30 protein-coding genes are annotated in these 25,432 nt (G+C 36.5%); 16 read left to right on the top strand and 14 right to left on the bottom strand.

Annotation, left to right across the window (positions count from 1 at the left end):
- Window positions 1-87: 87 nt before the first annotated feature.
- Complete coding sequence (gene mgrB / locus PR761_RS02320; protein WP_071599555.1) at window positions 88-228, bottom strand: PhoP/PhoQ regulator MgrB; 141 nt, start codon at window positions 226-228, stop codon at window positions 88-90.
- Between the two features lie 248 nt (window positions 229-476).
- Here mgrB and PR761_RS02315 point away from each other — a divergent pair, with 248 nt between their 5' ends.
- From PR761_RS02315 to brnQ, 3 genes are all read left to right on the top strand, one after another.
- Window positions 477-860, top strand: coding sequence for a helix-turn-helix domain-containing protein (locus tag PR761_RS02315; RefSeq protein ID WP_006815365.1), 384 nt, complete (start codon window positions 477-479; stop codon window positions 858-860).
- Window positions 861-1,030: 170 nt separating this feature from the next.
- Entirely contained in the window at window positions 1,031-1,840 is an 810-nt protein-coding gene (gene yidA, locus PR761_RS02310; RefSeq protein WP_154611152.1) for a sugar-phosphatase, read from the top strand.
- Window positions 1,841-2,064: 224 nt separating this feature from the next.
- Window positions 2,065-3,396, top strand: a complete 1,332-nt coding sequence (gene brnQ, locus PR761_RS02305) for a branched-chain amino acid transport system II carrier protein (RefSeq protein WP_006815367.1) — start codon at window positions 2,065-2,067, stop codon at window positions 3,394-3,396.
- 41 nt (window positions 3,397-3,437) lie between these two features.
- Here brnQ and yddG read toward each other — a convergent pair whose 3' ends face one another.
- Window positions 3,438-4,325 (bottom strand): aromatic amino acid DMT transporter YddG, encoded by an 888-nt coding sequence (gene yddG / locus PR761_RS02300; protein WP_112837551.1) that lies wholly within the window; start codon window positions 4,323-4,325, stop codon window positions 3,438-3,440.
- 167 nt (window positions 4,326-4,492) lie between these two features.
- Complete coding sequence (locus tag PR761_RS02295) at window positions 4,493-5,953, bottom strand: alanine/glycine:cation symporter family protein (RefSeq protein ID WP_126460689.1); 1,461 nt, start codon at window positions 5,951-5,953, stop codon at window positions 4,493-4,495.
- Window positions 5,954-6,588: 635 nt separating this feature from the next.
- On the opposite strand from PR761_RS02295, the gene PR761_RS02290 reads away from it, so the two are divergent.
- A complete protein-coding gene (locus PR761_RS02290) occupies window positions 6,589-6,837 on the top strand; it encodes a DinI-like family protein (RefSeq protein WP_006815370.1) in 249 nt (82 codons plus the stop codon).
- Window positions 6,838-7,169: 332 nt separating this feature from the next.
- The gene (locus tag PR761_RS02285) at window positions 7,170-7,541 is read left to right on the top strand and encodes a hypothetical protein (RefSeq protein WP_039855263.1); all 372 of its coding nucleotides are present in this window, start codon (window positions 7,170-7,172) and stop codon (window positions 7,539-7,541) included.
- Window positions 7,542-7,591: 50 nt separating this feature from the next.
- On the opposite strand, the gene PR761_RS02280 is transcribed toward PR761_RS02285, so the two are convergent.
- A complete protein-coding gene (locus tag PR761_RS02280; protein WP_006815372.1) occupies window positions 7,592-7,966 on the bottom strand; it encodes a hypothetical protein in 375 nt (124 codons plus the stop codon).
- 308 nt (window positions 7,967-8,274) lie between these two features.
- Between PR761_RS02280 and PR761_RS02275 the strand changes: the two genes are divergently transcribed.
- Window positions 8,275-8,616 carry a hypothetical protein gene (locus PR761_RS02275; RefSeq protein ID WP_006815373.1) on the top strand — a complete coding sequence of 114 codons (342 nt, stop codon included), beginning with the start codon at window positions 8,275-8,277 and terminating at the stop codon, window positions 8,614-8,616.
- A 413-nt stretch (window positions 8,617-9,029) separates the two neighbouring features.
- A complete protein-coding gene (locus tag PR761_RS02270) occupies window positions 9,030-10,181 on the top strand; it encodes a pyridoxal phosphate-dependent aminotransferase (RefSeq protein WP_006815374.1) in 1,152 nt (383 codons plus the stop codon).
- Between the two features lie 38 nt (window positions 10,182-10,219).
- Here the strand turns inward: PR761_RS02270 and PR761_RS02265 are convergent, their stop codons facing one another.
- Window positions 10,220-10,564: a DMT family protein gene (locus PR761_RS02265; protein ID WP_006815375.1), complete on the bottom strand. Its 345-nt coding sequence runs from the start codon at window positions 10,562-10,564 to the stop codon at window positions 10,220-10,222.
- 186 nt (window positions 10,565-10,750) lie between these two features.
- Between PR761_RS02265 and PR761_RS02260 the strand changes: the two genes are divergently transcribed.
- The gene (locus PR761_RS02260) at window positions 10,751-11,530 is read left to right on the top strand and encodes a class I SAM-dependent methyltransferase (RefSeq protein ID WP_112836897.1); all 780 of its coding nucleotides are present in this window, start codon (window positions 10,751-10,753) and stop codon (window positions 11,528-11,530) included.
- 28 nt (window positions 11,531-11,558) lie between these two features.
- On the opposite strand, the gene PR761_RS02255 is transcribed toward PR761_RS02260, so the two are convergent.
- Together PR761_RS02255 and PR761_RS02250 are read right to left on the bottom strand one after the other, a co-directional pair.
- Window positions 11,559-11,903 (bottom strand): hypothetical protein, encoded by a 345-nt coding sequence (locus PR761_RS02255; RefSeq protein WP_223844679.1) that lies wholly within the window; start codon window positions 11,901-11,903, stop codon window positions 11,559-11,561.
- 208 nt (window positions 11,904-12,111) lie between these two features.
- Window positions 12,112-12,450, bottom strand: a complete 339-nt coding sequence (locus tag PR761_RS02250; protein ID WP_039855268.1) for a GlpM family protein — start codon at window positions 12,448-12,450, stop codon at window positions 12,112-12,114.
- A gap of 220 nt (window positions 12,451-12,670) precedes the next feature.
- On the opposite strand from PR761_RS02250, the gene PR761_RS02245 reads away from it, so the two are divergent.
- Window positions 12,671-13,513: an MBL fold metallo-hydrolase gene (locus PR761_RS02245; protein ID WP_006815379.1), complete on the top strand. Its 843-nt coding sequence runs from the start codon at window positions 12,671-12,673 to the stop codon at window positions 13,511-13,513.
- A gap of 73 nt (window positions 13,514-13,586) precedes the next feature.
- Here the strand turns inward: PR761_RS02245 and PR761_RS02240 are convergent, their stop codons facing one another.
- Window positions 13,587-13,976 carry a hypothetical protein gene (locus PR761_RS02240; protein ID WP_039855271.1) on the bottom strand — a complete coding sequence of 130 codons (390 nt, stop codon included), beginning with the start codon at window positions 13,974-13,976 and terminating at the stop codon, window positions 13,587-13,589.
- Between the two features lie 194 nt (window positions 13,977-14,170).
- Between PR761_RS02240 and PR761_RS02235 the strand changes: the two genes are divergently transcribed.
- Entirely contained in the window at window positions 14,171-14,755 is a 585-nt protein-coding gene (locus PR761_RS02235; protein WP_112836899.1) for a cytochrome b/b6 domain-containing protein, read from the top strand.
- 38 nt (window positions 14,756-14,793) lie between these two features.
- Here PR761_RS02235 and PR761_RS02230 read toward each other — a convergent pair whose 3' ends face one another.
- From PR761_RS02230 to icd, 6 genes are all read right to left on the bottom strand, one after another.
- The gene (locus PR761_RS02230; RefSeq protein WP_112836901.1) at window positions 14,794-15,552 is read right to left on the bottom strand and encodes a YnfC family lipoprotein; all 759 of its coding nucleotides are present in this window, start codon (window positions 15,550-15,552) and stop codon (window positions 14,794-14,796) included.
- A gap of 221 nt (window positions 15,553-15,773) precedes the next feature.
- Window positions 15,774-16,532 (bottom strand): YnfC family lipoprotein, encoded by a 759-nt coding sequence (locus PR761_RS02225; RefSeq protein WP_006815383.1) that lies wholly within the window; start codon window positions 16,530-16,532, stop codon window positions 15,774-15,776.
- A 315-nt stretch (window positions 16,533-16,847) separates the two neighbouring features.
- A complete protein-coding gene (locus PR761_RS02220) occupies window positions 16,848-17,024 on the bottom strand; it encodes a hypothetical protein (RefSeq protein WP_006815384.1) in 177 nt (58 codons plus the stop codon).
- Window positions 17,025-17,300: 276 nt separating this feature from the next.
- Window positions 17,301-17,936 (bottom strand): DUF421 domain-containing protein, encoded by a 636-nt coding sequence (locus PR761_RS02215; protein ID WP_006815385.1) that lies wholly within the window; start codon window positions 17,934-17,936, stop codon window positions 17,301-17,303.
- Window positions 17,937-17,944: 8 nt separating this feature from the next.
- On the bottom strand, window positions 17,945-18,391 hold the full coding sequence (locus PR761_RS02210) for a DUF3290 domain-containing protein (RefSeq protein ID WP_006815386.1): 447 nt from the start codon (window positions 18,389-18,391) through the stop codon (window positions 17,945-17,947).
- 265 nt (window positions 18,392-18,656) lie between these two features.
- On the bottom strand, window positions 18,657-19,910 hold the full coding sequence (gene icd / locus PR761_RS02205; protein ID WP_006815387.1) for an NADP-dependent isocitrate dehydrogenase: 1,254 nt from the start codon (window positions 19,908-19,910) through the stop codon (window positions 18,657-18,659).
- 314 nt (window positions 19,911-20,224) lie between these two features.
- On the opposite strand from icd, the gene rluE reads away from it, so the two are divergent.
- The 6 genes from rluE (at window position 20,225) to phoP (ending at window position 25,432) form a co-directional block, all read left to right on the top strand.
- Window positions 20,225-20,896, top strand: a complete 672-nt coding sequence (gene rluE, locus PR761_RS02200; protein WP_154611153.1) for a 23S rRNA pseudouridine(2457) synthase RluE — start codon at window positions 20,225-20,227, stop codon at window positions 20,894-20,896.
- The gene (locus tag PR761_RS02195; protein ID WP_006815389.1) at window positions 20,889-21,338 is read left to right on the top strand and encodes an NUDIX domain-containing protein; all 450 of its coding nucleotides are present in this window, start codon (window positions 20,889-20,891) and stop codon (window positions 21,336-21,338) included. The genes rluE and PR761_RS02195 overlap by 8 nt, the downstream gene beginning before the upstream one ends.
- Before the next feature lie 83 nt (window positions 21,339-21,421).
- A complete protein-coding gene (gene mnmA, locus PR761_RS02190) occupies window positions 21,422-22,543 on the top strand; it encodes a tRNA 2-thiouridine(34) synthase MnmA (RefSeq protein WP_006815390.1) in 1,122 nt (373 codons plus the stop codon).
- A gap of 2 nt (window positions 22,544-22,545) precedes the next feature.
- Window positions 22,546-23,172 carry a high frequency lysogenization protein HflD gene (hflD, locus tag PR761_RS02185; RefSeq protein ID WP_006815391.1) on the top strand — a complete coding sequence of 209 codons (627 nt, stop codon included), beginning with the start codon at window positions 22,546-22,548 and terminating at the stop codon, window positions 23,170-23,172.
- 17 nt (window positions 23,173-23,189) lie between these two features.
- Window positions 23,190-24,560 (top strand): adenylosuccinate lyase, encoded by a 1,371-nt coding sequence (gene purB / locus PR761_RS02180; RefSeq protein ID WP_126436926.1) that lies wholly within the window; start codon window positions 23,190-23,192, stop codon window positions 24,558-24,560.
- A gap of 197 nt (window positions 24,561-24,757) precedes the next feature.
- The gene (gene phoP / locus PR761_RS02175; RefSeq protein ID WP_006815393.1) at window positions 24,758-25,432 is read left to right on the top strand and encodes a two-component system response regulator PhoP; all 675 of its coding nucleotides are present in this window, start codon (window positions 24,758-24,760) and stop codon (window positions 25,430-25,432) included.

The following is a 25,432-nucleotide window of genomic DNA, read 5'->3' as shown; positions in this document are numbered from 1 at the left end:
CTACTGAAAAGCGGACTGTCTGCCTGTCTTGTCATTTTTTTAAAAAACGACGAACTAATATCAAGCATGACGTTGCAAAAAGCAAATTCAAAATGGTAACAAGCTGGTTACGCGGCATATTCCTAAGATAAAGTCATCTCCCCCTTGGTCACACAGGCTATCCATGGCAAGAAGATATAAAAAAACGCAGCTTAATATAATAGTGATAGCTAGCAGTATGTTACGCATGAAATAGGGATTCTCTAAAACGTTAACCTGATTCAATGCTAATTAATTTTTTTATCACTAACTTAGCAAAAATAGGCAATTCGCCCTTTTCAATAAAATAATTGTTTATTTTTACAGCTTATGTGAACTAACTGGCTCTGAGTGTGTGTTTTTTATACAAAAATCTCGTATACCGCACAACCAACCTTTGTCATGGTGAAATGAAGTTGTGTATACTTCAGTTACCGTAAAATAAAAATGAATTAGAGATGGCACAAGATAACCACTTAGCACTTGTAATTGCTTTAAGTAAATGGATTGAAGAGCATCTGGGGCGAGTCATCCACTTGGAAGAGCTGGCTGCTTATTCAGGCTATTCCCTTTGGCACATGCAAAAAATCTTTAAAGAAGTCACAGGGATTTCTTTAGGTAAATATATACGCCAACGTCGATTAGCGGGCGCTGTGAATTTATTGAGAAATAGTAATCAATCTATCTTTGATATTGCGCTTGATTTTGGCTTCGGCTCCCAATCGCATTTTACGTATATGTTCCGTAAAGAATATGGCATTACTCCGTTTGATTTCAGGCAAAATGACCAGATCCAGCTGGATGTAAAGCAACCACTACACTTAACCGAAGACTATGAGTGAATTTGTTTTACGTGCATTATCAATGAGTTCGTTCATTTTAATGCAATAAAACATGGGCATTCATAATCTATATCTTTTTTGATTGATACCCGCATCAGTCAGTTAGATAATTTACATTCTTAATAATCAGAGTAAGGTACTGACATAAAACTCTAATTTAGGAGGCGTTGATGTCTATTAAACTAGTCGCCATTGATTTAGATGGTACGTTACTCAATTCCCAACACCAAATATCCCCTAGCGTTAAAAATGCCATCGCTCATGCCCAGCAAAAAGGTATTCGCATTGTATTGGCTTCGGGTCGCCCCTATTCTGGCATTCAACCTTATTTACAAGAGCTTGGGTTAGATACTACAAACAATTATTGTATTAGTAATAATGGTAGCGTTATTCATCAAGCTAACGATGGAAGCCATGTATATGAAGATTTGTTAGATTTTGAGGATTATCAGTACTTCGCCGAGCTGGCTAATAATATTGGGGTTCATATGCATGCCTTAGCAGATAACACAATGTTTACTGCTAACCGACACATCAGTCGCTATACCATCCATGATGCCTATTTTACGAATACCCCTTTAGTTTACTGCCCAGTCAATGAGATGGATACCTCATTAAGTTTCACAAAAATCATGGTCATTGATTACCCTGAAAAATTAGAAATTGGTATCAGCTATATTCCAGAAAATACGTTCGAAAATTATTCTCTAATTCGTACTAGCCCCTACTTTTTAGAAATATCGAACAAAGATGCCAGTAAGGGTTCCGCATTACAGGTTTTATGTGAAAAGCTAGCTATAACCCCCGATAAGGTCATGAGCATCGGAGACCAAAATAATGACATTGCGATGCTAAAATACGCCAGTGTTTCTGTTGCAATGGGGAATGCGGAGCCACATATCCGTGAAATGGTGAAATTTGTGACATCGACCAACGATTGTGATGGTGTTGCCGTCGCAATAAATAAATTTATTGTCTAGATATTTTAGATTTTAAAGTTCAAATTCCTATAAATTTATTTTGCCGCTATTGGATATGCCTATTGTTTGCACATTTGGCATGTCCATCCTCTATCTTAGCTTACCAACTCTTTTATCCTTCCCCTTACTTACCTTACCAAATTTGATACTATCTGCAGCGTTCAAAAAAGTGACCATATGCTAACAAACACAATAAAAAATCAACATCACTAACAGGTAGTAAAATGTTTTCAACAAAAGATATGTTAATTCTTGGAATGATGGTTTTTGCCTTATTTTTAGGTGCAGGAAACATCATTTTTCCTCCAATGGCCGGATATCAATCAGGAACAGACTGGTTCAATACCTCCCTAGGGTTTCTGATTACTGGCGTATTATTGCCCTTTTTAACGCTAGTTACCGTCGCGGTAAAAGGTCGAGGTGAAAAACTCTCAGTCGATTTACCTAAATGGGTTGCCGTTATTTTTTGGGTCGCTCTTTATTTGATCGTCGGTTCAACCTTTGCCATGCCAAGAGTGACAAATACCGCTTTCGAAATGGGCTTTCTGCCATTAGGTCTGGTTGAGAAAAATACTTTCTCGCATCTGACTTTTGCACTCATTTTCAATTTTGGTTCTATGTTCTTCATGTTGAAGCAAGGTACGATGATCAGTGCCATTGGTAAATTTATGACGCCCGCACTGCTAATTCTGTTAGTGGTTGTCGGTATCGCTGTCGTGCTAGATCCACTATCGTCTATCAATCAGCCTGTAAATCAGTATGCAGAGTTTGCCTTCTTGGGGGGCGTAATTGATGGCTATCAAACCATGGATGTGTTATCTGCAATGGCATTCGGGGGGATTGTTGCTCGTGCATTAGCTTCTAAGCAAATTACCGAACCTCGCCAAGTTGCCATCATTACGATCAAAGCCGGCCTAATTTCTGTCAGTTTATTAGCTGCACTGTATATTTGCTTATTCTATTTAGGGGCGACGAGCGAGCAAGTTGCTAATACAGCAACGAATGGCGGACAAATTTTTTCTCGCTATGTGGATGTTTTATTTGGTTCGATTGGTACGTGGATTATGTGTGGGATCGTATTGCTAGCCAGTATGACCACCTTAGTAGGCGTTACCAGCGCATGTGCTGATTATTTCGCAACGTTCCATCATCGTTTAGGCTATCGGTTCTGGGTGGTATTTTTCACCTTATTAACGACCATCGTTTCAACTTTCGGTCTTGATACGTTGCTACGTGTGACAATTCCTGCACTACTGATGATTTATCCGTCCTCGGTAACTATCGTATTCTTGCAATTTGCTCGTCAATATATGGCGGCCCCACGAGTCACTTATGGTATTACCATTGCAGTGGTTGTTTTGATGAGCTTATTTGATACATTGAATAATATGAAATTATTAAGCGGTTCAGTGAAAGAAATACTGATGACACATTTGCCGCTATTTGAACAAGGTATGGGTTGGTTAATTCCGGGACTGATTGCTTTCATTATTTCGATGCTTATCGGTAAATTTACGGCAAAAATGGATCCTATTGTAAAGCGAAATTTGGTCTAATTAATCATATGAAGCCCGCAGTTTGCGGGCTAATACCGTATTTAGCGGCGTCTTGTCGCGATAAAACAAGTTATTGACCCGATGGTGACCATCACAACTCCCTGCCAAAATCCCCATGTTAATGCCGTACTCAATAGCATTGAAGAAAATGCGGTAGAGATCACAGGGGTAAAATAAGAAAGGGTTCCCAAAAATGCGACGTTACCCTTGATAATTGCAACAGTCCAAAGAGCGTTAGCGCCTCCCGTTGCAATTGCCGTGATCAGCAATAAACTCATACTGTTCAGATTAATATTAAATGGCGCTGGCTCAGAAAGTAAAAAGAGTCCCCATAGCCCAATAGATGTCATGATAAAGAATAAGACCATTCCATTGCATCCATTCGCCATACGCTTCGTAATATTGCTGTAAAACGCCCACAATATTGCTCCCACAAAGGCCAATCCATAGCTTATCGGGTTACTTTGAATATTCGATAAAATAGCATCTAGCGATAGAGGCTGGTCTCCAGAAATCACCCATAATAGCCCCGCAAATGCCAATATTAGTCCTAATATCAATAACAATGTAAATCGCTGTCGATTAAATAATACAGCGAGCGCGATTGTAAAACTCGGCCAAAGATAATTCACCATTCCCAGCTCAATCGCTTGTTGACGGTTATTGGCTAAACCCAGAGCCAATATGAAACAAATTTCATAGCTAACAAATAGAAAAGCACCCCAAAACAGATAGCGCTTAGGAAATAAATGGATTTTAGGTAGCCCCATCACCGCCACTAACACAAGACTACCAATAGAGTAGATTAAGGCTGCACCACCTATGGGACCAAAGTTTTCGCTTGTGCTACGAACTAAACCAACCATCGTGCTCCATAATAATATGGAAATTATGCCGTAGAATGTTGCTGCATGTTGCCCTAGTTTCATAGCCTGAATAACATCCTCGTAATCGGTAAAATATCCATGAGTATATTTCAAAAACATTACGCTCCAAGCACGAGAAAGCAAGTCTTTTTTATCAATTTCTATTTATAAAAAAAGCACTTAGACATTTATCTAAGTGCTTAACATTATTTAATACTACAGCATCATTGCTATGAGCGAACTTCCTTACTCACCCACTGCTCTACAGACTCTTTTTCCCAAATTCCATCTTCAATTTGTTTTTTTAACTCTGGATGGTCATTGATATCAAAAGTAGGCACCTTTCCATCACGACGTTGTTGGTTGTAATCATTGGCTAACTTAAATGCCACTCCAGACAATAGGAGAATCGCAATTAAATTGGTAATCGCCATCAAGCCCATTGATAAATCAGCGAGTTTCCAGATCAATGGCATTTCGGCTAAAGCACCAAACATCACCATCCCTAAAGCAGCTAAGCGGAAAATAAACAAACCTGCGGTATGGTTATTTTCGAGGAAAATCATGTTACTTTCTGCGTAAGCATAATTTGCAATGATTGAAGTAAAAGCAAAAAAGAAAATAGCAATAGCGATGAAAGTTGACCCCCAACTTCCGACAGAAGATGACAATGCGAGCTGAGTAAGTTCGATGCCATTAACTTGTTCAATTGGGCCATCTAACACACCAGATGCCAAGATAATAATTGCCGTAGCGCTACAAATAACGATTGTATCCATGAAGACACCCAACATCTGTACGTACCCTTGGGATGCAGGATGAGGGGGATAAGGAGATGCAGACGCAGCAGCATTCGGCGCAGAACCCATTCCAGCTTCATTAGAAAATAGTCCCCGCTGAATTCCTTGGGTCATAGCTTGTGCGACACCATAGCCCACAGCTCCCCCTGCAGCCTCTTGTAAGCCAAATGCATTACGAAAGATCAACATAAATACATCGGGTAAGCGTTCAATATGGTGCCCAACAACCCAAAAAGCGAGCAGTAGATATGCAATTGCCATGATAGGCACAACCAGCTCCGCGACTTTAGCAACTGATCTTAATCCACCAAAAATGATCACTCCACTTAAAATAACTAATACGATACCAACATAGAGAGGATTAAAATCAAATGCTACCGCAGTGGCTTGAGCAATAGAATTAGCTTGAACGGCATTAAAAACCAAACCAAAGGCAATGATTAAAAAGATTGAGAATAAAACTCCCATCCAACGTTGTTTTAAGCCTTTTTGCATATAATAAGAAGGCCCACCACGATAGTTACCTTGGTCATCTTTGGTTTTATATAACTGAGCGAGGGTACATTCTATAAATGATGTTGCCATACCCAATAGGGCTACAACCCACATCCAAAATATGGCTCCAGGCCCCCCTGCCGTGATAGCAATAGCCACCCCAGTTAAGTTTCCAGTGCCAACTCGGGCTGCTAAGCTGGTACATAATGCTTGAAATGACGAAATTCCTGATTTGTCTGCCTGAGTGCTGTTTTTAAGTATGCCAAACATATGGCCAAAGTGTCTAAACTGAATAAATTTAGACCGTAATGTAAAATAAAGACCGGCTCCGAGTAATAAATAAATTAGTAATGAGCCCCAAATAAAATTACTGATTGAGTTTATAAATTCTATCAAATTACTCTCCTTTTATTAGAACAACTAAATTAATATTTAGTTGATGATTAATTTCGCTCCATATTAGCCAATAATAGTTAAACACATAAAAACTATGAGCCATAAAGGTTCATAATTTAAATCAACGTAATTCAACACGACGCCTGAATTATATTTTTTTTGCTTTTCATGTAAATTATTTTCTGTTTTTTATACATGATGATGCTTGTTTTTTAACATGCCTTTGTTAAAAAAGCCTTGAGCCTCAATATTATAATACATTAAATATCATCACGATAAGATTGCATTGATTGTTTTTTATTCAAAATTAAACAATCGTTTGAATTTGGTTGTTTTTTAGACTGGTTTAATTGATTTCATTATCTAAATAGTTCATTTTACTTATATAAATAATTTAAATTTTTCGTAGGGATTTAAACTTAAAAAATTACAAATCTAACTTTTGACTATAATTAAATATAGAAAAATTATAATCTAAAAAGATCCATATAATAATAAAATCATATCCAAGCTAATAATAACTTTTGTCCTCGCTCATTAAATCTTTTTTGTATCATCCAAATAAGATTATTGCTTATGTTTTATGATAACAATACACTGATTAAAAATTAGCTTTTTACATCAAAGGGTAACATATGGATATCAATATTAAAGTTTCCGACGACGCAGTGGCAAAACTCTCTGAAAAATCCCATGAAGCATTCGTTGCCGAGCTGCATGCTCGCATATTGGAAGTTTATCCCGGTAGCAATCTGAAGATTACACATGATATGGGGCCAACAACATTTAATACCAGCGGATTTCATGATGACAAAGAAGCTCATATTGTCTTACATGAGCTCGTTGAAGATGTTTTGCATCATGGCCATTGGTTAAAAAACTAACCTAAACCACCTCCTTTACCAGCCTACCTAAGTATTTCAGGCTGGTATTCCTTGTCCTACATTATTTTCCATTCACCTTAAACTCTGATCAAAATCATCTTTGCTTTGAATACCAAATCCGACCCAAACAAAGTCCTTTATTTATTCTCGTTATATGATAATGTATATAACGAATTTTCATTTACATTGCTTTTGCTAATTTATAGCAGCCAGTATTTATACTGGCTCTTTTTTATGAATTGATGCTAAAAAACCCTCTGAGATTATGATTTACGTCCCAGTCTGCTATAGTCTCTACAGACCCACATTCATTACAAATCAGAGGTATGCCTATGAAACGTTTATTATTAGCACTATTTTTAAGCCCTGTTATTGCCTTAGCAGCCAACGAGCCTTTAAATATTAGTGAACTAGCTAAAGACTATTGTGATGCAACAGGGCAAGCACTGCATAACGCATACGGCACTAATAAAAGCAGTAGCGAGCTGACTAGCAATACCATCACAAAGCTCAAAAGTGAAAATGTGGATTTAAAACTATTGCAAACCACTGAAGCAGAATTACGTCAGAATTTAATGGCAGCCATTGATGGGGTACGAAAAAACAAATCTAAATTTGCATCTGATGCAGAATTTAATAAATCACTGAATGATTCAATAGCTGCGTGTAAAATCCAAACTGAGCTATTACTGAATAAATCATAATAACTTATAAATAGAATGTGCCCTGACGGACTATGGGCACATCAACAAAGTTACTCTTTCGACTTTTCACAAATGGTGGTAATTGCGGTACGTAACTCTGGCGTTTCGCTAACAATTAACTGATTATGCTCTGAAAAAACACCTTCCTGAACATTGATACTAGCAACAAATGGCAGCTTTTCATCTTGTTGTTTAACTTGATAAAAACCACAAACTCGATAGCTTTCTCCATCTTTAAATTCGCTTTTCAATACGATATTTACATCAGTAAAGATAATGGAGCTTCCTGTACCTAACTTGCTCTCAACAAGTTTTTCGGCACTTTTTTTAATATCCGAATCCCCAATACTTGTATAAAACTGGTAACCAAATGCGCCAACTGCCAGTAATATAATAATCAATAGCTTACTTTTTATTCGTTTCAAACTGCGATCCTTTTCAGGTTATAAAATCTAACAGATATAGCTATATTAACATTTTTGCTATTGTCTTTATAAGCTTTACCTAATTAGTGCAGCACAAAAAGTACGATCCATCTCCCATAGATAGAACATAATAAAAATTCATTTTTTATTTATTTATAAATAACTAGTTTAATTAACAAGAAATTAGCATTATGAAGAAATAATGAATGACTGTGAGTACAATAAGAATAATCTCTATAATTAAGTAAATTGAATTGCTTAAATATATTTAAATGGCAAATTAAATATAAAGACAAAGGAGATAAAATATGAAACTTTCAAAATCTATTATTATTGCTAGTAGTTTATTGGCCATTAGCTTTTCAACTTTTGCATATCATGGTAATGGTACTGGACATGGTTCTTGGCCTAATCATAACAACCATACTCAAGCTCAATATGAACGCCCATGCAGTAACTATGCAGATGGACGACACTCTGGTCGCCATCAAGCTGCTATGCAATACTCTACAACGATTCAAACAACTCAACCCGAAGAAACACTGAAAAAAATCAGCTCTGATCTACCAAAAGGTGAAAATGGTAAACAATACAGAGTACATGTTGCAGTTATAGATGCGGAGACTAATGCTCCAATTCAAAATCAATAAATATTATTTAAAGTGAGAAGAGATAATCTTCTCACTTTAAATTGTCCTTTCAAAAAGATTATCTTTTTAAAATAAATTTATTCTTAATAGCATCTTTAGTAAATGTTGATTTTCAATGTGGCGTTAACATACTTTCACTTATATTTGATAATTAATCGGTTATCCCCCTCTTAATCCACTTAGTTATTTGTATTTCTCTGAAATAGCCCATTTATCACCTCATCGGTAACTTTCTGAGAAATATTGTTGAAGAGATGAATATTTAACCAGTTAACACAACATGAAGACCATGCATTTCCAGCGATAAAAACAACAAGAGCGAATAAAAAATCACTTTATTAACATATTTATTTACATTGCAATTATTTTAAGTAATCTAGTAACACAACGTAAATATATTGCAGGAACACTTCATGGATCGTCGTTCATTCTTAAAAACAAGCTCACTTATCGCTGGTGGTTTAGCAATAAACTCCGTTTTAAATCAGGCAAATGCAAAGACAATCTCTGTTATCAAACCAAGTGCAGAGCATCCTTTACTGCTTAATTTCAACGAAAACTCTCTCGGTATGTCACCAAAAGCTCAAGCAGCGGTCGTGGAATCTCTACCAGGCTCTTTTCGTTACCCTGATGCTGCCAGATCAGAGTTGATTGAAAATTTAGGTGCTATGCATAACTTATCGGACAAGCATATTTCCATAGGTAATGGTTCATCGGAAACCATTCAAGCAGCGGTAGCCATGCTGGCAAATAAGGCGAGAAAACAAAATTTAAAAATTCAATTAGTTACTCCAGATCCAACGTTTAATTATGCAGAACTCTACTCTCTACCTTTAGATATTGAAATCAAAAAAGTTCCACTGAGTGCCGACCTCTCTTTTAACTTAGAAAAAATGGAAGAGATCGCAAATAATTTTGATGGACTCTCTATTATTTATATCTGCAATCCTAACAATCCAACCGCAATGATCACACCACATAGCCCATTAGATCGTTGGATGAAAAAAGTTACCGATAAGCAATTTTTTATTGTAGATGAGGCATATGCCGAATTCGTTGAAGATCCACAGTTTATTAGCGCTATAGAATTAGTAAAAAAAGGTCAAAATAATCTTATTGTGACCAGAACTTTTTCTAAAATATATGCCTTAGCAGGATTACGTGTGGGTTATGGTATTGCAACTCCAGATATTATCGCTGCAGTTGATGAATTTAATTCAATTGATAATACCAATACAGCTGGAGCCGCAGCAGCTATCGCATCATTAAAAGATAAGCAATTTATTGCGTATAGCTTGAAATCAAATAACCTTTCTCGCAAGATTGTCGAACAGGCATTAAATGACCTTGGATTAGAATATGCGCCATCTCAAGCTAATTTTATTTTCCACAAAGTTAAAGGTGATGTGAAAACGTATAAGCAACGAATGCAAGAAGCTAACATCATGGTAGGAAGAGAATTCCCACCTGTTGTAGGCTGGAATCGCCTCACTCTAGGAACTCCTGAAGAAATGGAACAGTTTGTTCTTGTATTAAAAGAGTTTCGTCAAAAAGGCTGGGTATAAATTGAAAACTCCTTCTACTAGATAGAAGGAGTTTTCCTTCAAAATGGCCCTTTAAAAATAAAGAAAGCACCTGCAAATATCAGTATAAAACCAATAATATGATTGATAGTGATGCTTTCTCCCAGATACAAAACGGAGAAACCTACAAAAACACATAAGGTGATAACCTCTTGCATCGTTTTTAACTCAGCAGCACTATAATATTGATGCCCTAAGCGATTTGCTGGCACGGCAAAACAATATTCAACAAATGCGATAAGCCAGCTAATAAAAATAACAATATAAAGGGGTTTGTTCGTAAACTTCAAATGTCCATACCAAGCAAACATCATGAAAACATTGGAAATAACCAATAAAATAATAGGATAAAATTTAGCTAACATATTAATCAGCTCTAAAAGCTAAAGGTTGCTGACATTATGCAAATAAGCAGCCTTTATTTCAATCATGTCATATTCTTTAAATTTACTTCAACTCATCAAAAATTAGTATTATGTAGTACAATTTAATTTACATTTATTCCATTTCAATTAGAATCCCCTCAATTAATGTATTAAAAGGTACACTTGATGACTAACATTATATCTGCAAACCAAAAAGCATGGGATAAACAAGCTGAATTACAGCAAGCATGGTCAACTCCTGTTGACTCAGCGACAATTGATGAAGCAAAGAAAGGAAATTGGCAAATCCATTTAACCCCAACAGCACTTAATAAACAGTGGTTGGGTGATATTCAAAATAAACATATCTTATGTTTAGCATCTGCTGGAGGCCAACAAGCACCCATACTTGCCGCTGCAGGAGGAATAGTGACAGTGTTTGACCTTTCAGAAAAACAATTAGAGCAAGACAGATTAGTCGCACTACGTGATGACTTATCCTTAAACATAATTCAAGGGGATATGCGTTCCTTACAAATATTCCCAGATAATAGCTTTGATATCATTTTTCATCCTATATCCAATTTATATATTCCAGATGTCAATCCAGTATGGCAAGAGTGCTATCGGGTATTGAAACCTCAAGGTAGGTTATTATCTAGCTTCTTTAATCCTATCGTCTTTGTCGATGACAGAGAAAAATTAACCGATGAGCACAATATTATAAGACCGTGTTATAGAATGCCATTTTCTGAATTAGAAAATTTATCACCAGAACAAATTGAGGTAAAACAAAAAAATCAGGAAGCTTTTGTTTTTGGCCATTCATTAACAGATTTAATTGGTGGGCAGATAAGAGTAGGATTTACCATTACAGGTTTTCAAGAGGATTGGCAACCTAACCCTCGATTTGTTATTGATAATTACTTGCCAACATTCCTAGCAACACTAGCAATAAAAAACTAAACTGGTGAATAACCTCCCACACTGATCCTTACAATTTACGATCCTCACAATAACGTTCCCAAATTGCAGTAAATTGCTCTGGTGGGATAATATCATCTATTTGTTCAATTAAAGGAATTGAAATTGAAGTATTACCTTCAACATTTTGATATACCCTAACAATAAACCGTCTATAGCTATTGGACAGTTCATCTTCAAAACCAAACACTTCCCCACAATAATAGCCTGTTTCATCTCCACGTGAATTTTTCGTAAGCATATGATACTCAAAATTTTTATAGGTCGCCGCTTCGGGATAATCTAAAAAATCTTTGACTACATTTTTTACTTTACTTTCAGTATTAACTTTTGCTGATGATGAAAGGTCAGTCATCAAACCGGCTATATATGCGCAGCCCGCAACTAACAATAATATCAATGATCTTAGCAACATGTTTCACAACGCGATTTATTAAGAAATATTTCGAATTATTATAATTGGTATGAAAATATTTGCGATGACATTATTCTTTAACGATGAACTTCCCTTCAGATCCGATATAAAAATTTGTTATATTGACGAATTTAGCATTAAACCCTAATCATTGTAGCTGAGTCCAAATATAAACTAAACATATCGCAGTAATTACCCAAATCAGTGTCGCTACACTTAAACAAACCCATGGACTCCATCGAGTAGCAAACAAATAGACAGTGAGCAAATACATTGCATAGGGAATTAAAGACCATAAGCCAAACAGCGCTGTTTTTCGTAAGGCTTCACCTCCTTGTTCTTGCACCACAATCACATGCGCAATTAATGCAAAAGTTGGGAATAATGGAACTAAGCCTGCAATATAATAGACCTTACTACGAGAAAAAAGAGCTATAACCAGAACAGCTAATGCGCCAAATAAGCATTTGATTAGAAGTGAAAACATAATGGACTCAAGTGTCATTCTACGATTTGGTTGATTATCTCTTAAAATGTATGGCATTAACGTGTTGTTAGTATCATAACAGCAATAAAGCCTAAGCCTTACTTATCATATGATTAAATAAATCATTGTATTACGAATTATATGTTTATACCTGGTTGAATATCTTTTACAGTTAATCTGATATAACGTTATTAACTAAATTTGAAAAAAAGAGCTAAAAATGACAATAAATATTTCTGTTCTCGTTGATAACAATACCCTAATAGATAGTTACTTTTGTGGTGAGCCTGGTGTTTGCTACTACATCGAGGCTGATGGAAAAAAAATATTATTTGATACTGGTTATTCTGATGTATTCATTGAGAATGCTAATATTCTTAATATCGATTTATCCTATATTACCGATCTAGTCTTATCCCATGGTCACAATGACCATACTTGGGGAATCAACCATTTAATCCAATATCTAGACCGACGTAACCTCGAATCCCAACAAACTAAAAAGCTTATTTGTCATCCTAATGCGTTGTTACCTAAAAACTATAAAACTAAGGTCATTGGCGCGAATACACCCAGAAATGTTCTCACAGCCTATTTTGATTTAGTTGAAACACAAAATACTTACTATATTTCTGATAATGTTATTTTTCTTGGTCAAATCCCGAGAAATAATGCATTTGAAGGAAAAGATCCAATTGGTAAAACCGTAGACCAAGAAAATAATTGTGTTGATGACTATGTACTTGATGATACCGCTCTAGCAATTACAACATCGGAAGGCTTAATTGTGATTACAGGATGTTCACATTCAGGTATTTGTAATATTGTTGAGTATGCAAAGCAAGTGACCAAAGTGGATAAAATTATCACCGTTATAGGTGGTTTTCATCTACAGCACGCCTCTGATAATTTACTAAACCAAACTAGTCATTATTTTAAACAGCAAAATTTATCACAAATCCATCCATGCCATTGCACCGATTTAGCTGCAAAAATACATTTAGCTACATATATTCCGGTTAAAGAAGTGGGGTCTGGGATGCAATTAACCTATCCTGCATAATGATGATATCAATCCATATGTAGTTAATATTTTTAGATTTAGTACTAACTACATATTCTATTTCTTAAAATTTTTATACCCGTGATCCTAAATCACTATCATGTTTTGAACCTGATAACATTCTCGTTAACTCTTCACAACGGATAATTTTTTCATTGCCCAATTGAAAGCTAGCAAATACCTCAAATTCACTGACTGAGCCATCATTTTTAATTGCACGCGCTATATGCTGTGTATGCACACAGTTATCGCCTTCAGCTATCGATTTGATTGTGACCGTGATACTTTTAGTCGCTTCTTTTAATACATTCAAGTGCTCATAAAACTCTTCAAAATCAATCTGTTTTCCATCAACAATTTGTATATAATCTGTGGAAAAATATTTTTTAACAATCGCCAAATTACCTATATCTTTCCCTAACACAGTGGTTAAAGCTTGTTTTACAAGCATCATCTTATTCATCGTATCCTCTTTTTTTATTTTCCCGCTTTGTTTACTTGTATATTCGGGCTTATTTAACGTTTTCAACCCCGCCAAGAAAAACAATAAAATTTATCTGCATAAGAACATCCAATTCATATCATCGAAATAAACTTATTGAATACTAAAAATAAAAGGTTTACAAAGAAGTAACCAGACTTTTATCAGGGATAATCATGAATTTATTAAAATCGATTTGGCGATTTTTTGGCATATATCAAAATAAGACGACCCGATTGCTACACTGCTTTATTTTTATACTTGTCATAACTCAAATTATTATCAGCAATTGGATGCAAGTAACAAAGGCAGGACTCATTCCAACAGACGGATACTCGTTCTATTTTACATGGATTCATATTGGGATAGGCTTTTGTCTGCTATTCCTAGCCGCCTTCCTAATACTCGTGTGTTTTTCTAATCGAGGATTTCGTTATTTTTTCCCTTATTTATGGGGAGATTTTACTCAAATAAAAAATGATATTACGTTATTATTTAAATTAAAATTACCAGAAAGTTCTCCAAGAGGTTTAGCCACAACGATACAAGGATTAGGTCTAGGAGCTTTAGCTATCGTCGTTTTATCTGGAGTAATTTGGTTTATTTTATGGCTACAAAATTCAGCATTAGCGCCAGAAGCTCGCAACATACATAAAACGCTCACAGGACTCATTGAAGCCTATATCATTGGTCATGGCTTGATGGGTTTACTGCATTTCATTCTATGGAAAAACAACAGCTCCAAATCTGAAAACCATTAATAATAATGTATAAATAGTCCCAACAAGGGGCTATTTTATCAATAAAAGATTACCTCTGTTGTGCTTCTTTTGTTTAATTTTATGGTTTTACCATTTGGCGTTAATGTAAGTACAAAATTACATTTATAGGATACTCCTCGCTTATCATATTCACATTTAGTATCTGCAATAAGTGCGGATTGATTCATCACTTTAACTTCGAGAAGTACATCATAAGGTTTAGCGGGATCTTTATCATACTCAACCACTGTCTCTGAAAATACTTTATTTTCACTGTAATAAGTGATTGCATACAGCCGATTATCTTTATCATAGTGATATTCATTTAACTTAATATTTGGACTTTTAATCATAGAGCCTTTGATAAAACCATCATCATTATATTCATACAATAACTTACCATTCGAATCTTTTTTAGATAAAACTAGGCAATCCTTGCCTATTTCCATTTCAACTGGTCCATTAATATCTTCTCCGATAAGTTTATCTTTAACTCTTTTTACGAATAACTCATTATGAATACTATTGATATACTCATCTTTTACTTGGCTCAAAGAAAATTCATCAATGCATCCATCACGCCCAATTTTTAAATTGGAAATATAATTTATTGAGTTATCCTCATTATAAATCGTTGATTTTACTTCTTTTACATTACCTTTGACGGGATTGAAATCATACATTTGTGCCATATTAAATACGACAGGGTTATATTTTTGTTCTGACATTGCTGTAGCTTTAAATGGTATCAATATTGCCACAGTACAGGCAACTACCGGTAATATTTCGATTTTCATATATATGAAAGCCCCTAGATTTATTTTTATGCTATCTCTATATTGAGATAGGCAATTTACTTCAAATATTCGCTGACATTTTAATCATACTTCATGGGAAATTACTTTTTATAACATCATTTATTTAAATTTAATTATTTACCATCAACCCGGAAATAAAAATAATTCGTATTTATATCATGTGATTTAGTTATTATCCTGATGTTAAATGGAATATTTTCTCAATAAAAAGTAGCTTCCGTTATACTGCTTTTTAACAAATTGATATTTTTACCATTTGCATTTATTGTCAATACAAAATCACATTTGTGAGCAATATTCTTCTCATTATACTCACATGTAGAAATAACAAATAGAATTGGTTGCCCTAGCGCTTTAATTTCCATGGTAAGATCAAATGGTTTATTAATATCTTTTCCATATGTGATTATGCTTTCAGAAAATACGATATTATCTTTATAGTAAATTATCGAATCCGGAAGTTTAAATTTATTGTAATGATTTTCACTATATTGTGTTCTAGGATTTGCGATCTGTGAACCAATGATAATCCCATCGTCATTGTATTGATAAATTAACTCACCATTCGTGTCCACTCTTGAGAGTATCAAACAATTTTTGCCAACAATCATTTCAACGGGACCATTGGCATCATTACCCACTAATTTATTGTTAATTTTTTTAAGTGAAAGATGGTTATGGACACTATTCAGGTATTCATCTTTTTTTTGGTCATAAGTAAAACTATCTACACAGCCATCTCGTCCAATTTTTAGAAATGATTGATAATTAATAGACTTATCTTCATTATAGACTACTGTTTTTAGCTCCTTGATATTTCCTCTAACCGGATTAAAATCATAGAGTTGAGCCATGTTAAATACTACAGGGTTATACTCTTTTTCTTGAAATGCTATTGCTCGAAAAGAGATAAAAAAGGTCATTAACTGTATAGCTAGTAATAAATATGTGTTATTCATTTTATACCTCTAAGACCACCAGAGCGCTGTGCTAAAAATGTATAATTATTTAATTTATACCACTATTTTTTATAAAATAGTTTCGGTCATTTTAACACCTTTGCAATGAACTTCCATAGAGCGACTCTTTTTATCACACATAACACTAAAAATAAGTATAAATGCCTACACATCGAATTTTATTTAAGTATTTATTAGTACATCTTTTTATAATCAGTCCAATAGTGATTGATTTGTTTAGATACAAAAAAAATAAAAAACCATCCATTTTTAGTGGATGGCTTGCACACAAAATTAGTTAAAGGTCGACTAGTGTTATTTAATGTCCATTTTTTTACTTATTGAGTCATACAGCCTTTCAAAAACTGTCGAAAGATCCAATTTATATTCTGCGGATGTATATACCCCAGGAACGGACGCAATATGCTGTTTCATAATTTCTCCTGAAATTTCTGCCGCTTTAGCTTTTGCTTCTATCACTGTCATTGCCATGCTATCCCCTTATGGATTCATCATTTTATCTTAATAAATATAGAGGAATATTCGATATACCGGTTGGGCTGAAGAGGTACAAAAAAAATCAGACATGTATCGCATAATATTGATAAGAGAGCTTATAGCGCATACTCTCGCTTGGTGCAGAATAAAAACAAACTCATTGACTAAATTTAAAACGGAAAATTCCATAATCAATTTTTTTGGATCTCATAATCCTTCCCATTTGATATAAAATTAGCCATCTCAATTACGATAACTTAACTTTAGATACTATCTAGCATATCCATATAAATTAATCTTACCCGATAAATATTCACCTAGGTAAATTTCACTGATTTTATTAAATCCTTGTTCCGCGACTTTTGCTTCCAACCACTCTCTATCTTTATTAATAATTTCAAGCAAGTCATCATTAGCTAATCCATCCACAATGATGGGATAACGAATATTTTCATCACCATTTTGAATAATCGTCAACTGTCCATTTTGTTCAAGGACTACGCGTTTTAACTGCTCAACTTCATAGATACCATTAGCTCTGAGTTTGAACATTAAGTCATTTGCAGAAACACCATTTCTTAAACATTCTTTAACATCAACGCTGCCATTATGTACTAAGGTAATAGGCTTTCCATCTATGATTTGTTTAATTAATCGATTGTTTTCTTTTGAGAATTTAAGAACAAATACAAGTAAAGTCCAGATAATCAACACTAGGACAAATTGCAGCACCGTAATTGACTCATTATAAATTACACCGCCAATGATCCCACCTAAAACGTAGTTTTGAACCTGATCCATTGCAGAGGATGGGGCAAGGTTCCCTTTTCCCATAAGATTTATCTGCACAATTAAACACAATATTCCCAGACCCAATTTTATAACTATAGGCATATATATAATCATTTACTTCCTCACTTTTTTATAATAATGGTGTCTGGGTTTGTTAATTTAGCTTCTACTAAGCTATATGTATTTTGATCCGGACTCAAACTCACACGATAATAAATATTATTGACTTTTATAATCACACCATCCGAGAGTTGTATTGAGCTTGAAAAAATAGAGTTTACATCTACATCTTTTTCTTTTGATAATAGTTTTACAAAATTAACCATTCGGGATGATTGTGAGTGTATATTTTGACTATTTGTATAATCTGAATACTGAACGCCGGAAATGAACAGCAGAAATAAGAAGGCCATAATAGTTAAATCCCGATATTTTGTCTGTAATCGGTGACGCATATATAGGCTAAAAACAACGATTAAAACAAACAATGTACTGAATATAATAATATATTTAAGATAGTCATTTAAATTAGACTGCTCTTGTAGATAATTTATCCCATAAAATATCATATAGACACCATTCCTGCTTATTTAAGATTTTCTGTTTCTTTAGTTATAATAAATCTATTCTTCGACATTGTTCTAGGCTTATTGTTGCTTTTTTAATTACGGTCGCGATATAGGCATAATTTTGATAAATTATTGCGATCTAGATAGCCTGTTTTTTGAACCGTTTTGGGGAAGAGTTTTGGGGGAGTTTTGGGGAAGAATTTAATTGAACAAAAAATAAACGGGAACTATTAAGCTCCCGTTATTAATTACACTACGTAATAAATTACATGTGTTTAATGATCGCGTCGCCGAATTCGCTACATTTCAGTAATTTAGCGCCTTCTAATTGGCGTTCGAAATCGTAAGTTACAGTTTTAGCCGCGATTGCGCCTTCCATACCTTTAACGATTAAGTCTGCCGCTTCAACCCAACCCATATGGCGCAGCATCATTTCTGCGGATAGAATGATTGAACCTGGGTTTACTTTATCTTGGCCTGCATACTTAGGCGCAGTACCATGAGTTGCTTCAAATAAAGCACACTCGGAACCAATGTTTGCACCTGGAGCAATACCGATACCGCCAACTTGTGCCGCTAATGCATCAGAAATATAATCACCGTTCAGGTTCATACATGCGATAACATCATATTCAGCTGGACGCAGCAGGATCTGTTGTAAGAAGGCATCTGCGATGACGTCTTTTACAATAATATCTTTGCCAGTTTTAGGGTTTTTAATCTTAACCCATGGACCGCCATCAATTAACTCACCGCCAAATTCTTCTTGTGCTAATTGGTAACCCCAATCTTTAAATGCACCTTCAGTGAATTTCATAATGTTGCCTTTATGAACTAAGGTCACTGAATCACGATTATTATCGATTGCGTACTCAATTGCTGCACGAACTAAACGCTTAGTTCCTTCTTCAGAACACGGCTTAATACCGATTCCGCAATCTTGTGGGAAACGGATCTTAGTTACGCCCATTTCGTCTTGCAGAAATTTGATGACTTTATCTGCTTCTTTACTACCTGCTTTCCACTCAATACCAGCATAAATATCTTCAGAGTTTTCACGGAAAATAATCATGTCCGTTAACTCAGGCTGTTTTACTGGGCTTGGTGTGCCTTTGTAGTAACGAACAGGACGTAGGCAGATATAGAGGTCGAGTTGCTGACGAAGTGCAACGTTCAGAGAGCGAATGCCGCCACCTACAGGGGTAGTCAGAGGACCTTTAATTGAAACGCGATAGTCACGGATTAAATCGAGGGTTTCTTGCGGTAACCAAACATCTTTGCCGTACAACTGAGTAGATTTTTCACCGGTGTAAATTTCCATCCACGAAATTTTGCGCTCACCGTTGTAGGCTTTTTTGACTGCAGCATCAACAACTTTTAACATTGCAGGAGTGACATCAACACCAATACCGTCACCTTCAATAAAAGGGATGATTGGGTTGTTCGGAACGTGTAATTTGCCTTTTGAATCAATGGTAATTTTAGCGCCTTCTGCCGGAACTACTACTTTGCTTTCCATTAACCTCTCCTTCACTTGCGTATTTTACTTGTTAATTTTTTGTAAGAGACATGTCAATACTACTTGAATCTACATCGATCGCCAAATAGAGTTTCACATTAACAAAATATTTGACATGAAAAATATATTGCGCTCACACTATTCGAATCAGTTAATTATTTATCCCATTATTTTAAAAGGGAAAATCCGTATAAAACGTTTATATGCTTTTAATGGTTTTAATTAATATCCCGCCCTATCAAGGATAAGAGTTAAAGGGTAACCAAAACTCCGCTACAATAACCAATAATTTATATTCAACCTATTTTATTATTATGTCCAAACCAACGAATCGAATATCATCATCTCCACGTCGAACTGAAAATGCGCCTAAAACCCGCTTAAAGAATAATCATCGACTAAATAAAAATACCACTATTACCGCCCCAAAGTCGTCAACACCTCGTAAGGTTATTATTTTTAATAAACCTTTTGATGTACTCCCTCAATTTACCGATGAACAAGGGCGAGAAACATTAAAAAATTATATTCCAATTAGCGATGTTTATGCAGCTGGGCGTCTCGACCGCGATAGCGAGGGATTATTGGTATTAACCAATGACGGGAAACTGCAAGCACGATTAACCCAGCCTCAGAAGAAAACGGGGAAAATATACTATGCTCAAGTAGAGGGTATTCCCGATGAAATTGCATTAGCTAATTTTCGCCGAGGACTTGTGCTTAATGATGGTCCAACCCTCCCCGCAGAAATCGAATTAGTTGAAGAACCGGATTGGTTATGGGAAAGAATTCCGCCTATTCGAGAGCGTAAAAACATTCCAACAAGTTGGCTAAAAATCACGCTTTTTGAAGGAAGAAATCGGCAAGTTCGCCGAATGACAGCTAATATTGGTTTTCCGACACTAAGATTGATCCGTTATTCCACGGGTGAATTTAGTTTGGATAACTTATCCCCTGGTGAATGGAAGGAGGTCACTGTTGTTTAAGCCTAATGTTACTGTTGCCACTATAGTTCACGCTCAAGATAAGTTTTTAGTGGTTGAGGAGTGGGTCAATAATAAACCAACATGGAATCAACCCGCTGGGCATTTGGAAGCCAATGAGTCTTTACTACAAGCCGCCCAGCGAGAACTCTTTGAAGAAACGGGTATCCAAGGTACACCACAAAAGCTCATTAAAGTTCATCAGTGGATTGCCCCCGATAGCACCCAGTTTATTCGATTTTTGTTTTCCCTTGAACTAGATGCACCATGCGAAACAAGTCCCCATGACAGTGATATTAGCGCCTGCCACTGGGTTACCGCAGAAGATATTTTATCTAGCCCCTGTCTACGATCTCCATTAGTTGCACAGAGCATCCGCTGTTTTCAAGAGGGAATATCTTATCCTTTAGATATTTTGACCGCATTCGGTCATCATTACGACTAACATAATTCGCCCTAACTCTGGTGCAACAAGGGTGCAACGTGCTAAAGTATGGGGCTTGATTTTTCCGTAGTGAGACTATTTTCATGTCAGATAACAGTACCAAATCAGATAACAGCCAAATTAAGGTCATCGTCGGTATGTCCGGTGGTGTTGATTCATCCGTTTCCGCCTATTTACTCCAGCAGCAAGGGTATCAGGTAGTTGGTCTGTTTATGAAGAACTGGGAAGAGGATGACGATGAAGAGTATTGCTCTGCGGCAACTGACCTTGCTGATGCCCAAGCTGTCTGTGACAAGCTGGGTATTGAGTTACGCACCATCAATTTCGCTGCCGAATATTGGGACAATGTCTTCGAACACTTTTTAGAAGAATACAAAGCGGGACGCACCCCAAACCCAGATATTTTGTGCAACAAAGAAATTAAATTTAAAGCTTTCTTAGAGTTTGCTGCGGAAGATCTCGGAGCAGACTATATCGCGACAGGCCACTATGTTCGCCGCCGTGACGTCAATGGTAAAAGCCAACTATTACGCGGCCTCGACAATAATAAAGACCAAAGTTACTTTCTCTATACCCTCAGCCATGAACAGATTGCCAAAAGCCTGTTCCCTGTGGGTGAACTAGAAAAGCCAGAGGTACGTCGTATTGCCGAAGAGATCGGCTTAGTGACTGCGAAGAAAAAAGATTCTACTGGTATCTGTTTCATTGGTGAGCGTAAATTCCGTGATTTCTTAGGGCGCTACCTCCCTGCTCAACCGGGTCCAATTGTCACTGTAGATGGCGAAACCATCGGCCAACATGAAGGATTGATGTACCATACGTTAGGTCAACGTAAAGGTCTGGGGATCGGTGGTACTAAAGAAGGTTCAGAAGAACCTTGGTACGTAGTAGACAAAGATGTTGAGAAAAATCAATTAATTGTCGCTCAAGGCCATGAACATCCTCGATTAATGTCTGTTGGCCTGATTGCTCAACAATTAGATTGGGTAGATAGACAAGTTCTCACTGAGCCATTACGCTGCGTAGTGAAAACCCGTTATCGTCAAGCGGATATACCTTGTACTATAACGCCATTAAGTGCCGATAAAATTCAAGTTACTTTTGATTACCCAGTTGCTGCTGTTACTCCAGGGCAATCTGCGGTATTTTATATTGATGAAGTCTGCCTCGGTGGCGGCGTTATTGAAGCCCGTATTCAGGAGTAAGTGTGGCGAAAAACTATTACGATATTACGCTAGCATTAGCGGGTATCTGTCAAGCTAGCCTAATGGTACAAAAACTTGCTCATGAAGGGACCTTTAATGAGCAAGATGGCAAAACCATGGTCGACAGTCTGACCAACATGAACCCATCCAGTACGCTGGATGTGTTCGGTAACGATGAAGCTAATTTGAAAACTGGCTTAAGTGCGTTACTTGGTATGCTAACAGGTGGAAATAGCGGAATTTCGGCTGAAATGACCCGTTATATGCTCAGTATCATGGCGCTAGAACGTCGTTTAAGTAAAGATGACAACGCAATGAACCAACTAGGTCAGCGTATTGAGCAATTTGAACGCCAAGCGAGCTATTTTGATCCCATGTCTGAAGGTGTTTTCAATGCCCTTGCCGGTATCTATGTAGATGTAGTGAGCCCAGCAGGTCCCCGCATTCAAGTCACGGGCTCCCCTGATATTCTGAAAAATACCCTTGCTCAGGCAAAAGTTAGATCCATGCTGCTTGCTGGTATTCGTTGTGCCGTGCTATGGCAACAAGTTGGTGGCAGCCGTCTCCAACTGATGTTTTCTCGAAGCCGTCTGTCTAATCAGGCGAAACAAATTTTGTCTCACCTATAAATCTGGAGTTGCTACCAATGGAATTATCCTCACTGACCGCTGTATCCCCGATTGACGGCCGTTACGGTGATAAAGTCAGCGCTTTACGCACTATTTTTAGTGAGTTTGGTTTACTGAAATTTCGTGTCCAAGTTGAAGTTCGCTGGCTACAAAAACTGGCTGCAACTGCACAAATTAAAGAAGTTCCTTCATTTGACGCTGACGCAATCGCTTACTTAGACGAAATTGTCGCTAATTTTAGTGAACAAGATGCGATGCGTATCAAAGAAATTGAGCGTACGACTAACCACGACGTAAAAGCAGTTGAGTATTTCCTGAAAGAAAAAGTGGCTCATATTCCTGCACTTCATGCAGTATCTGAATTTATTCACTTTGCTTGTACTTCTGAAGATATCAATAACCTGTCTCACGCATTAATGCTGAAAACAGCTCGTGAAGAGGTTTTACTGCCACAATGGCGCCAGATTATTGATAAAATTAAAGCCATGGCATACGAATACCGTTCACTGCCATTACTGTCCCGTACCCACGGTCAGCCAGCAACACCGTCTACGGTTGGTAAAGAATTTGCTAACGTCGCTTACCGTTTAGAGCGTCAATTCCGTCAACTGGAACAAGTTGAAATTCTTGGTAAAATTAATGGTGCCGTTGGTAACTATAACGCTCACATTGTTGCTTATCCTGAGGTTAATTGGCACGAATTCAGTGAGACATTCGTATCTTCTCTGGGCATCAAATGGAACCCGTTCACGACACAAATCGAACCACACGATTATATTGCCGAGCTGTTTGATTGTGTTGCACGCTTCAATACTATCGTTCTTGATTTTGATCGTGATGTCTGGGGTTACGTTGCATTAAATCACTTCAAGCAAAAAACCATTGCCGGTGAAATTGGTTCTTCAACCATGCCTCATAAAGTTAACCCAATCGACTTTGAAAACTCAGAAGGTAACTTGGGTCTAGCAAACGCCGTATTAGGTCATTTAGCGAGTAAACTACCGGTGTCTCGTTGGCAGCGTGACCTAACTGACTCTACAGTTCTTCGTAACTTAGGTGTTGGTTTAGGTTATTCACTGATTGCTTATCAATCCACAATGAAAGGATTGAATAAATTAGAAGTCAACGAACAACATTTACTGGAAGAGCTAGACCAAAATTGGGAAGTATTAGCAGAGCCAATTCAAACAGTTATGCGCCGCTATGGCATTGAAAAACCGTATGAAAAGCTGAAAGAGTTGACCCGTGGTAAACGCGTTACGGCGGAAGGAATGCAACAATTCATTGATAGCTTAGCGCTACCAGAAAATGAAAAAGTGCGTCTGAAAGCGATGACTCCAGCAAATTACATTGGTTATGCTGTAAATTTTATTGATGAAATTAAGTAATTAATATTCTTTGAATAGGTGGCCAGTAGGTCACCTATTTTTCTATCGAATGATTAGGCAATCACTTTTCGGAAAAGACTATTTTTCAGATTTGTTTTACTTATATTTAGTTAAGATCTTGTTCCTTATCCCATCTCTTTCTACCATGTCAATTATACTATAATCATTTGCATGCTTTCTTTCTATGAGGTTCTCAGATGCGCATTCTTATCGTTGAAGATAATGCCCTACTTCGCCACCACTTAACGGTTCAATTAAAAGACCTAAGCCATCAAGTGGATTCCGCTGAAGATGCTAAAGAAGCTGACTATTTTCTCAATGAAAGTCATCCTGACATTGCCGTCGTTGACTTAGGTTTACCTGATGAAGATGGTTTATCTATGATCAAACGCTGGCGCAGCAACCATGTCACTATTCCAATCTTAGTCTTAACTGCGCGTGAAAGTTGGCAAGAAAAAGTTCAAGCATTAAACAGTGGTGCTGATGACTACGTGACCAAACCGTTCCAACTTGAAGAGTTAGTTGCTCGGATGCAGGCATTAATGCGTAGAAATAGCGGATTAGCATCCCAAGTTCTTGAATTAGAAAATTTTGTTATTGATTTATCCCGTAAAGAATTCACTGTCAATGGTGAATCAGTAAAACTCACCGCCTTTGAATACACCATTATTGAAACACTGCTACGCAACAACGGTAAAGTCGTCAGCAAGGATTCATTAATGCGCCAACTGTATCCAGATGCTGAACTCAGAGAAAGTCACACTATTGACGTATTAATGGGGCGCCTACGTAAAAAAATTCAGCAATTCCATGAACAAGAAGTGATCGTGACGGTTCGTGGACAAGGCTACCGTTTCGATGTGAATAACTAA

It is taken from the genome of Providencia sp. PROV210, assembly GCF_028479445.1.
GTDB classification, from domain to species: domain Bacteria; phylum Pseudomonadota; class Gammaproteobacteria; order Enterobacterales; family Enterobacteriaceae; genus Providencia; species Providencia rustigianii.
The sequence above is the reverse complement of the archived record's forward strand: the minus strand, read 5'-3'. Positions and strand labels throughout refer to the sequence as shown.

Excerpts from the sequence above, each read along its gene's own strand:
- mgrB (WP_071599555.1), bottom strand. The coding sequence starts at position 228 with ATGCGTAACATACTGCTAGCTATCACTATTATATTAAGCTGCGTTTTT.
- PR761_RS02315 (WP_006815365.1), top strand. The coding sequence starts at position 477 with ATGGCACAAGATAACCACTTAGCACTTGTAATTGCTTTAAGTAAATGG.
- yidA (WP_154611152.1), top strand. The coding sequence starts at position 1,031 with ATGTCTATTAAACTAGTCGCCATTGATTTAGATGGTACGTTACTCAAT.
- brnQ (WP_006815367.1), top strand. The coding sequence starts at position 2,065 with ATGTTTTCAACAAAAGATATGTTAATTCTTGGAATGATGGTTTTTGCC.
- yddG (WP_112837551.1), bottom strand. The coding sequence starts at position 4,325 with ATGAAACTAGGGCAACATGCAGCAACATTCTACGGCATAATTTCCATA.
- PR761_RS02290 (WP_006815370.1), top strand. The coding sequence starts at position 6,589 with ATGGATATCAATATTAAAGTTTCCGACGACGCAGTGGCAAAACTCTCT.
- PR761_RS02285 (WP_039855263.1), top strand. The coding sequence starts at position 7,170 with ATGAAACGTTTATTATTAGCACTATTTTTAAGCCCTGTTATTGCCTTA.
- PR761_RS02275 (WP_006815373.1), top strand. The coding sequence starts at position 8,275 with ATGAAACTTTCAAAATCTATTATTATTGCTAGTAGTTTATTGGCCATT.
- PR761_RS02270 (WP_006815374.1), top strand. The coding sequence starts at position 9,030 with ATGGATCGTCGTTCATTCTTAAAAACAAGCTCACTTATCGCTGGTGGT.
- PR761_RS02265 (WP_006815375.1), bottom strand. The coding sequence starts at position 10,564 with ATGTTAGCTAAATTTTATCCTATTATTTTATTGGTTATTTCCAATGTT.
- PR761_RS02260 (WP_112836897.1), top strand. The coding sequence starts at position 10,751 with ATGACTAACATTATATCTGCAAACCAAAAAGCATGGGATAAACAAGCT.
- PR761_RS02255 (WP_223844679.1), bottom strand. The coding sequence starts at position 11,903 with ATGACTGACCTTTCATCATCAGCAAAAGTTAATACTGAAAGTAAAGTA.
- PR761_RS02250 (WP_039855268.1), bottom strand. The coding sequence starts at position 12,450 with ATGTTTTCACTTCTAATCAAATGCTTATTTGGCGCATTAGCTGTTCTG.
- PR761_RS02245 (WP_006815379.1), top strand. The coding sequence starts at position 12,671 with ATGACAATAAATATTTCTGTTCTCGTTGATAACAATACCCTAATAGAT.
- PR761_RS02240 (WP_039855271.1), bottom strand. The coding sequence starts at position 13,976 with ATGAATAAGATGATGCTTGTAAAACAAGCTTTAACCACTGTGTTAGGG.
- PR761_RS02235 (WP_112836899.1), top strand. The coding sequence starts at position 14,171 with ATGAATTTATTAAAATCGATTTGGCGATTTTTTGGCATATATCAAAAT.
- PR761_RS02230 (WP_112836901.1), bottom strand. The coding sequence starts at position 15,552 with ATGAAAATCGAAATATTACCGGTAGTTGCCTGTACTGTGGCAATATTG.
- PR761_RS02225 (WP_006815383.1), bottom strand. The coding sequence starts at position 16,532 with ATGAATAACACATATTTATTACTAGCTATACAGTTAATGACCTTTTTT.
- PR761_RS02220 (WP_006815384.1), bottom strand. The coding sequence starts at position 17,024 with ATGGCAATGACAGTGATAGAAGCAAAAGCTAAAGCGGCAGAAATTTCA.
- PR761_RS02215 (WP_006815385.1), bottom strand. The coding sequence starts at position 17,936 with ATGATTATATATATGCCTATAGTTATAAAATTGGGTCTGGGAATATTG.
- PR761_RS02210 (WP_006815386.1), bottom strand. The coding sequence starts at position 18,391 with ATGATATTTTATGGGATAAATTATCTACAAGAGCAGTCTAATTTAAAT.
- icd (WP_006815387.1), bottom strand. The coding sequence starts at position 19,910 with ATGGAAAGCAAAGTAGTAGTTCCGGCAGAAGGCGCTAAAATTACCATT.
- rluE (WP_154611153.1), top strand. The coding sequence starts at position 20,225 with ATGTCCAAACCAACGAATCGAATATCATCATCTCCACGTCGAACTGAA.
- mnmA (WP_006815390.1), top strand. The coding sequence starts at position 21,422 with ATGTCAGATAACAGTACCAAATCAGATAACAGCCAAATTAAGGTCATC.
- purB (WP_126436926.1), top strand. The coding sequence starts at position 23,190 with ATGGAATTATCCTCACTGACCGCTGTATCCCCGATTGACGGCCGTTAC.
- phoP (WP_006815393.1), top strand. The coding sequence starts at position 24,758 with ATGCGCATTCTTATCGTTGAAGATAATGCCCTACTTCGCCACCACTTA.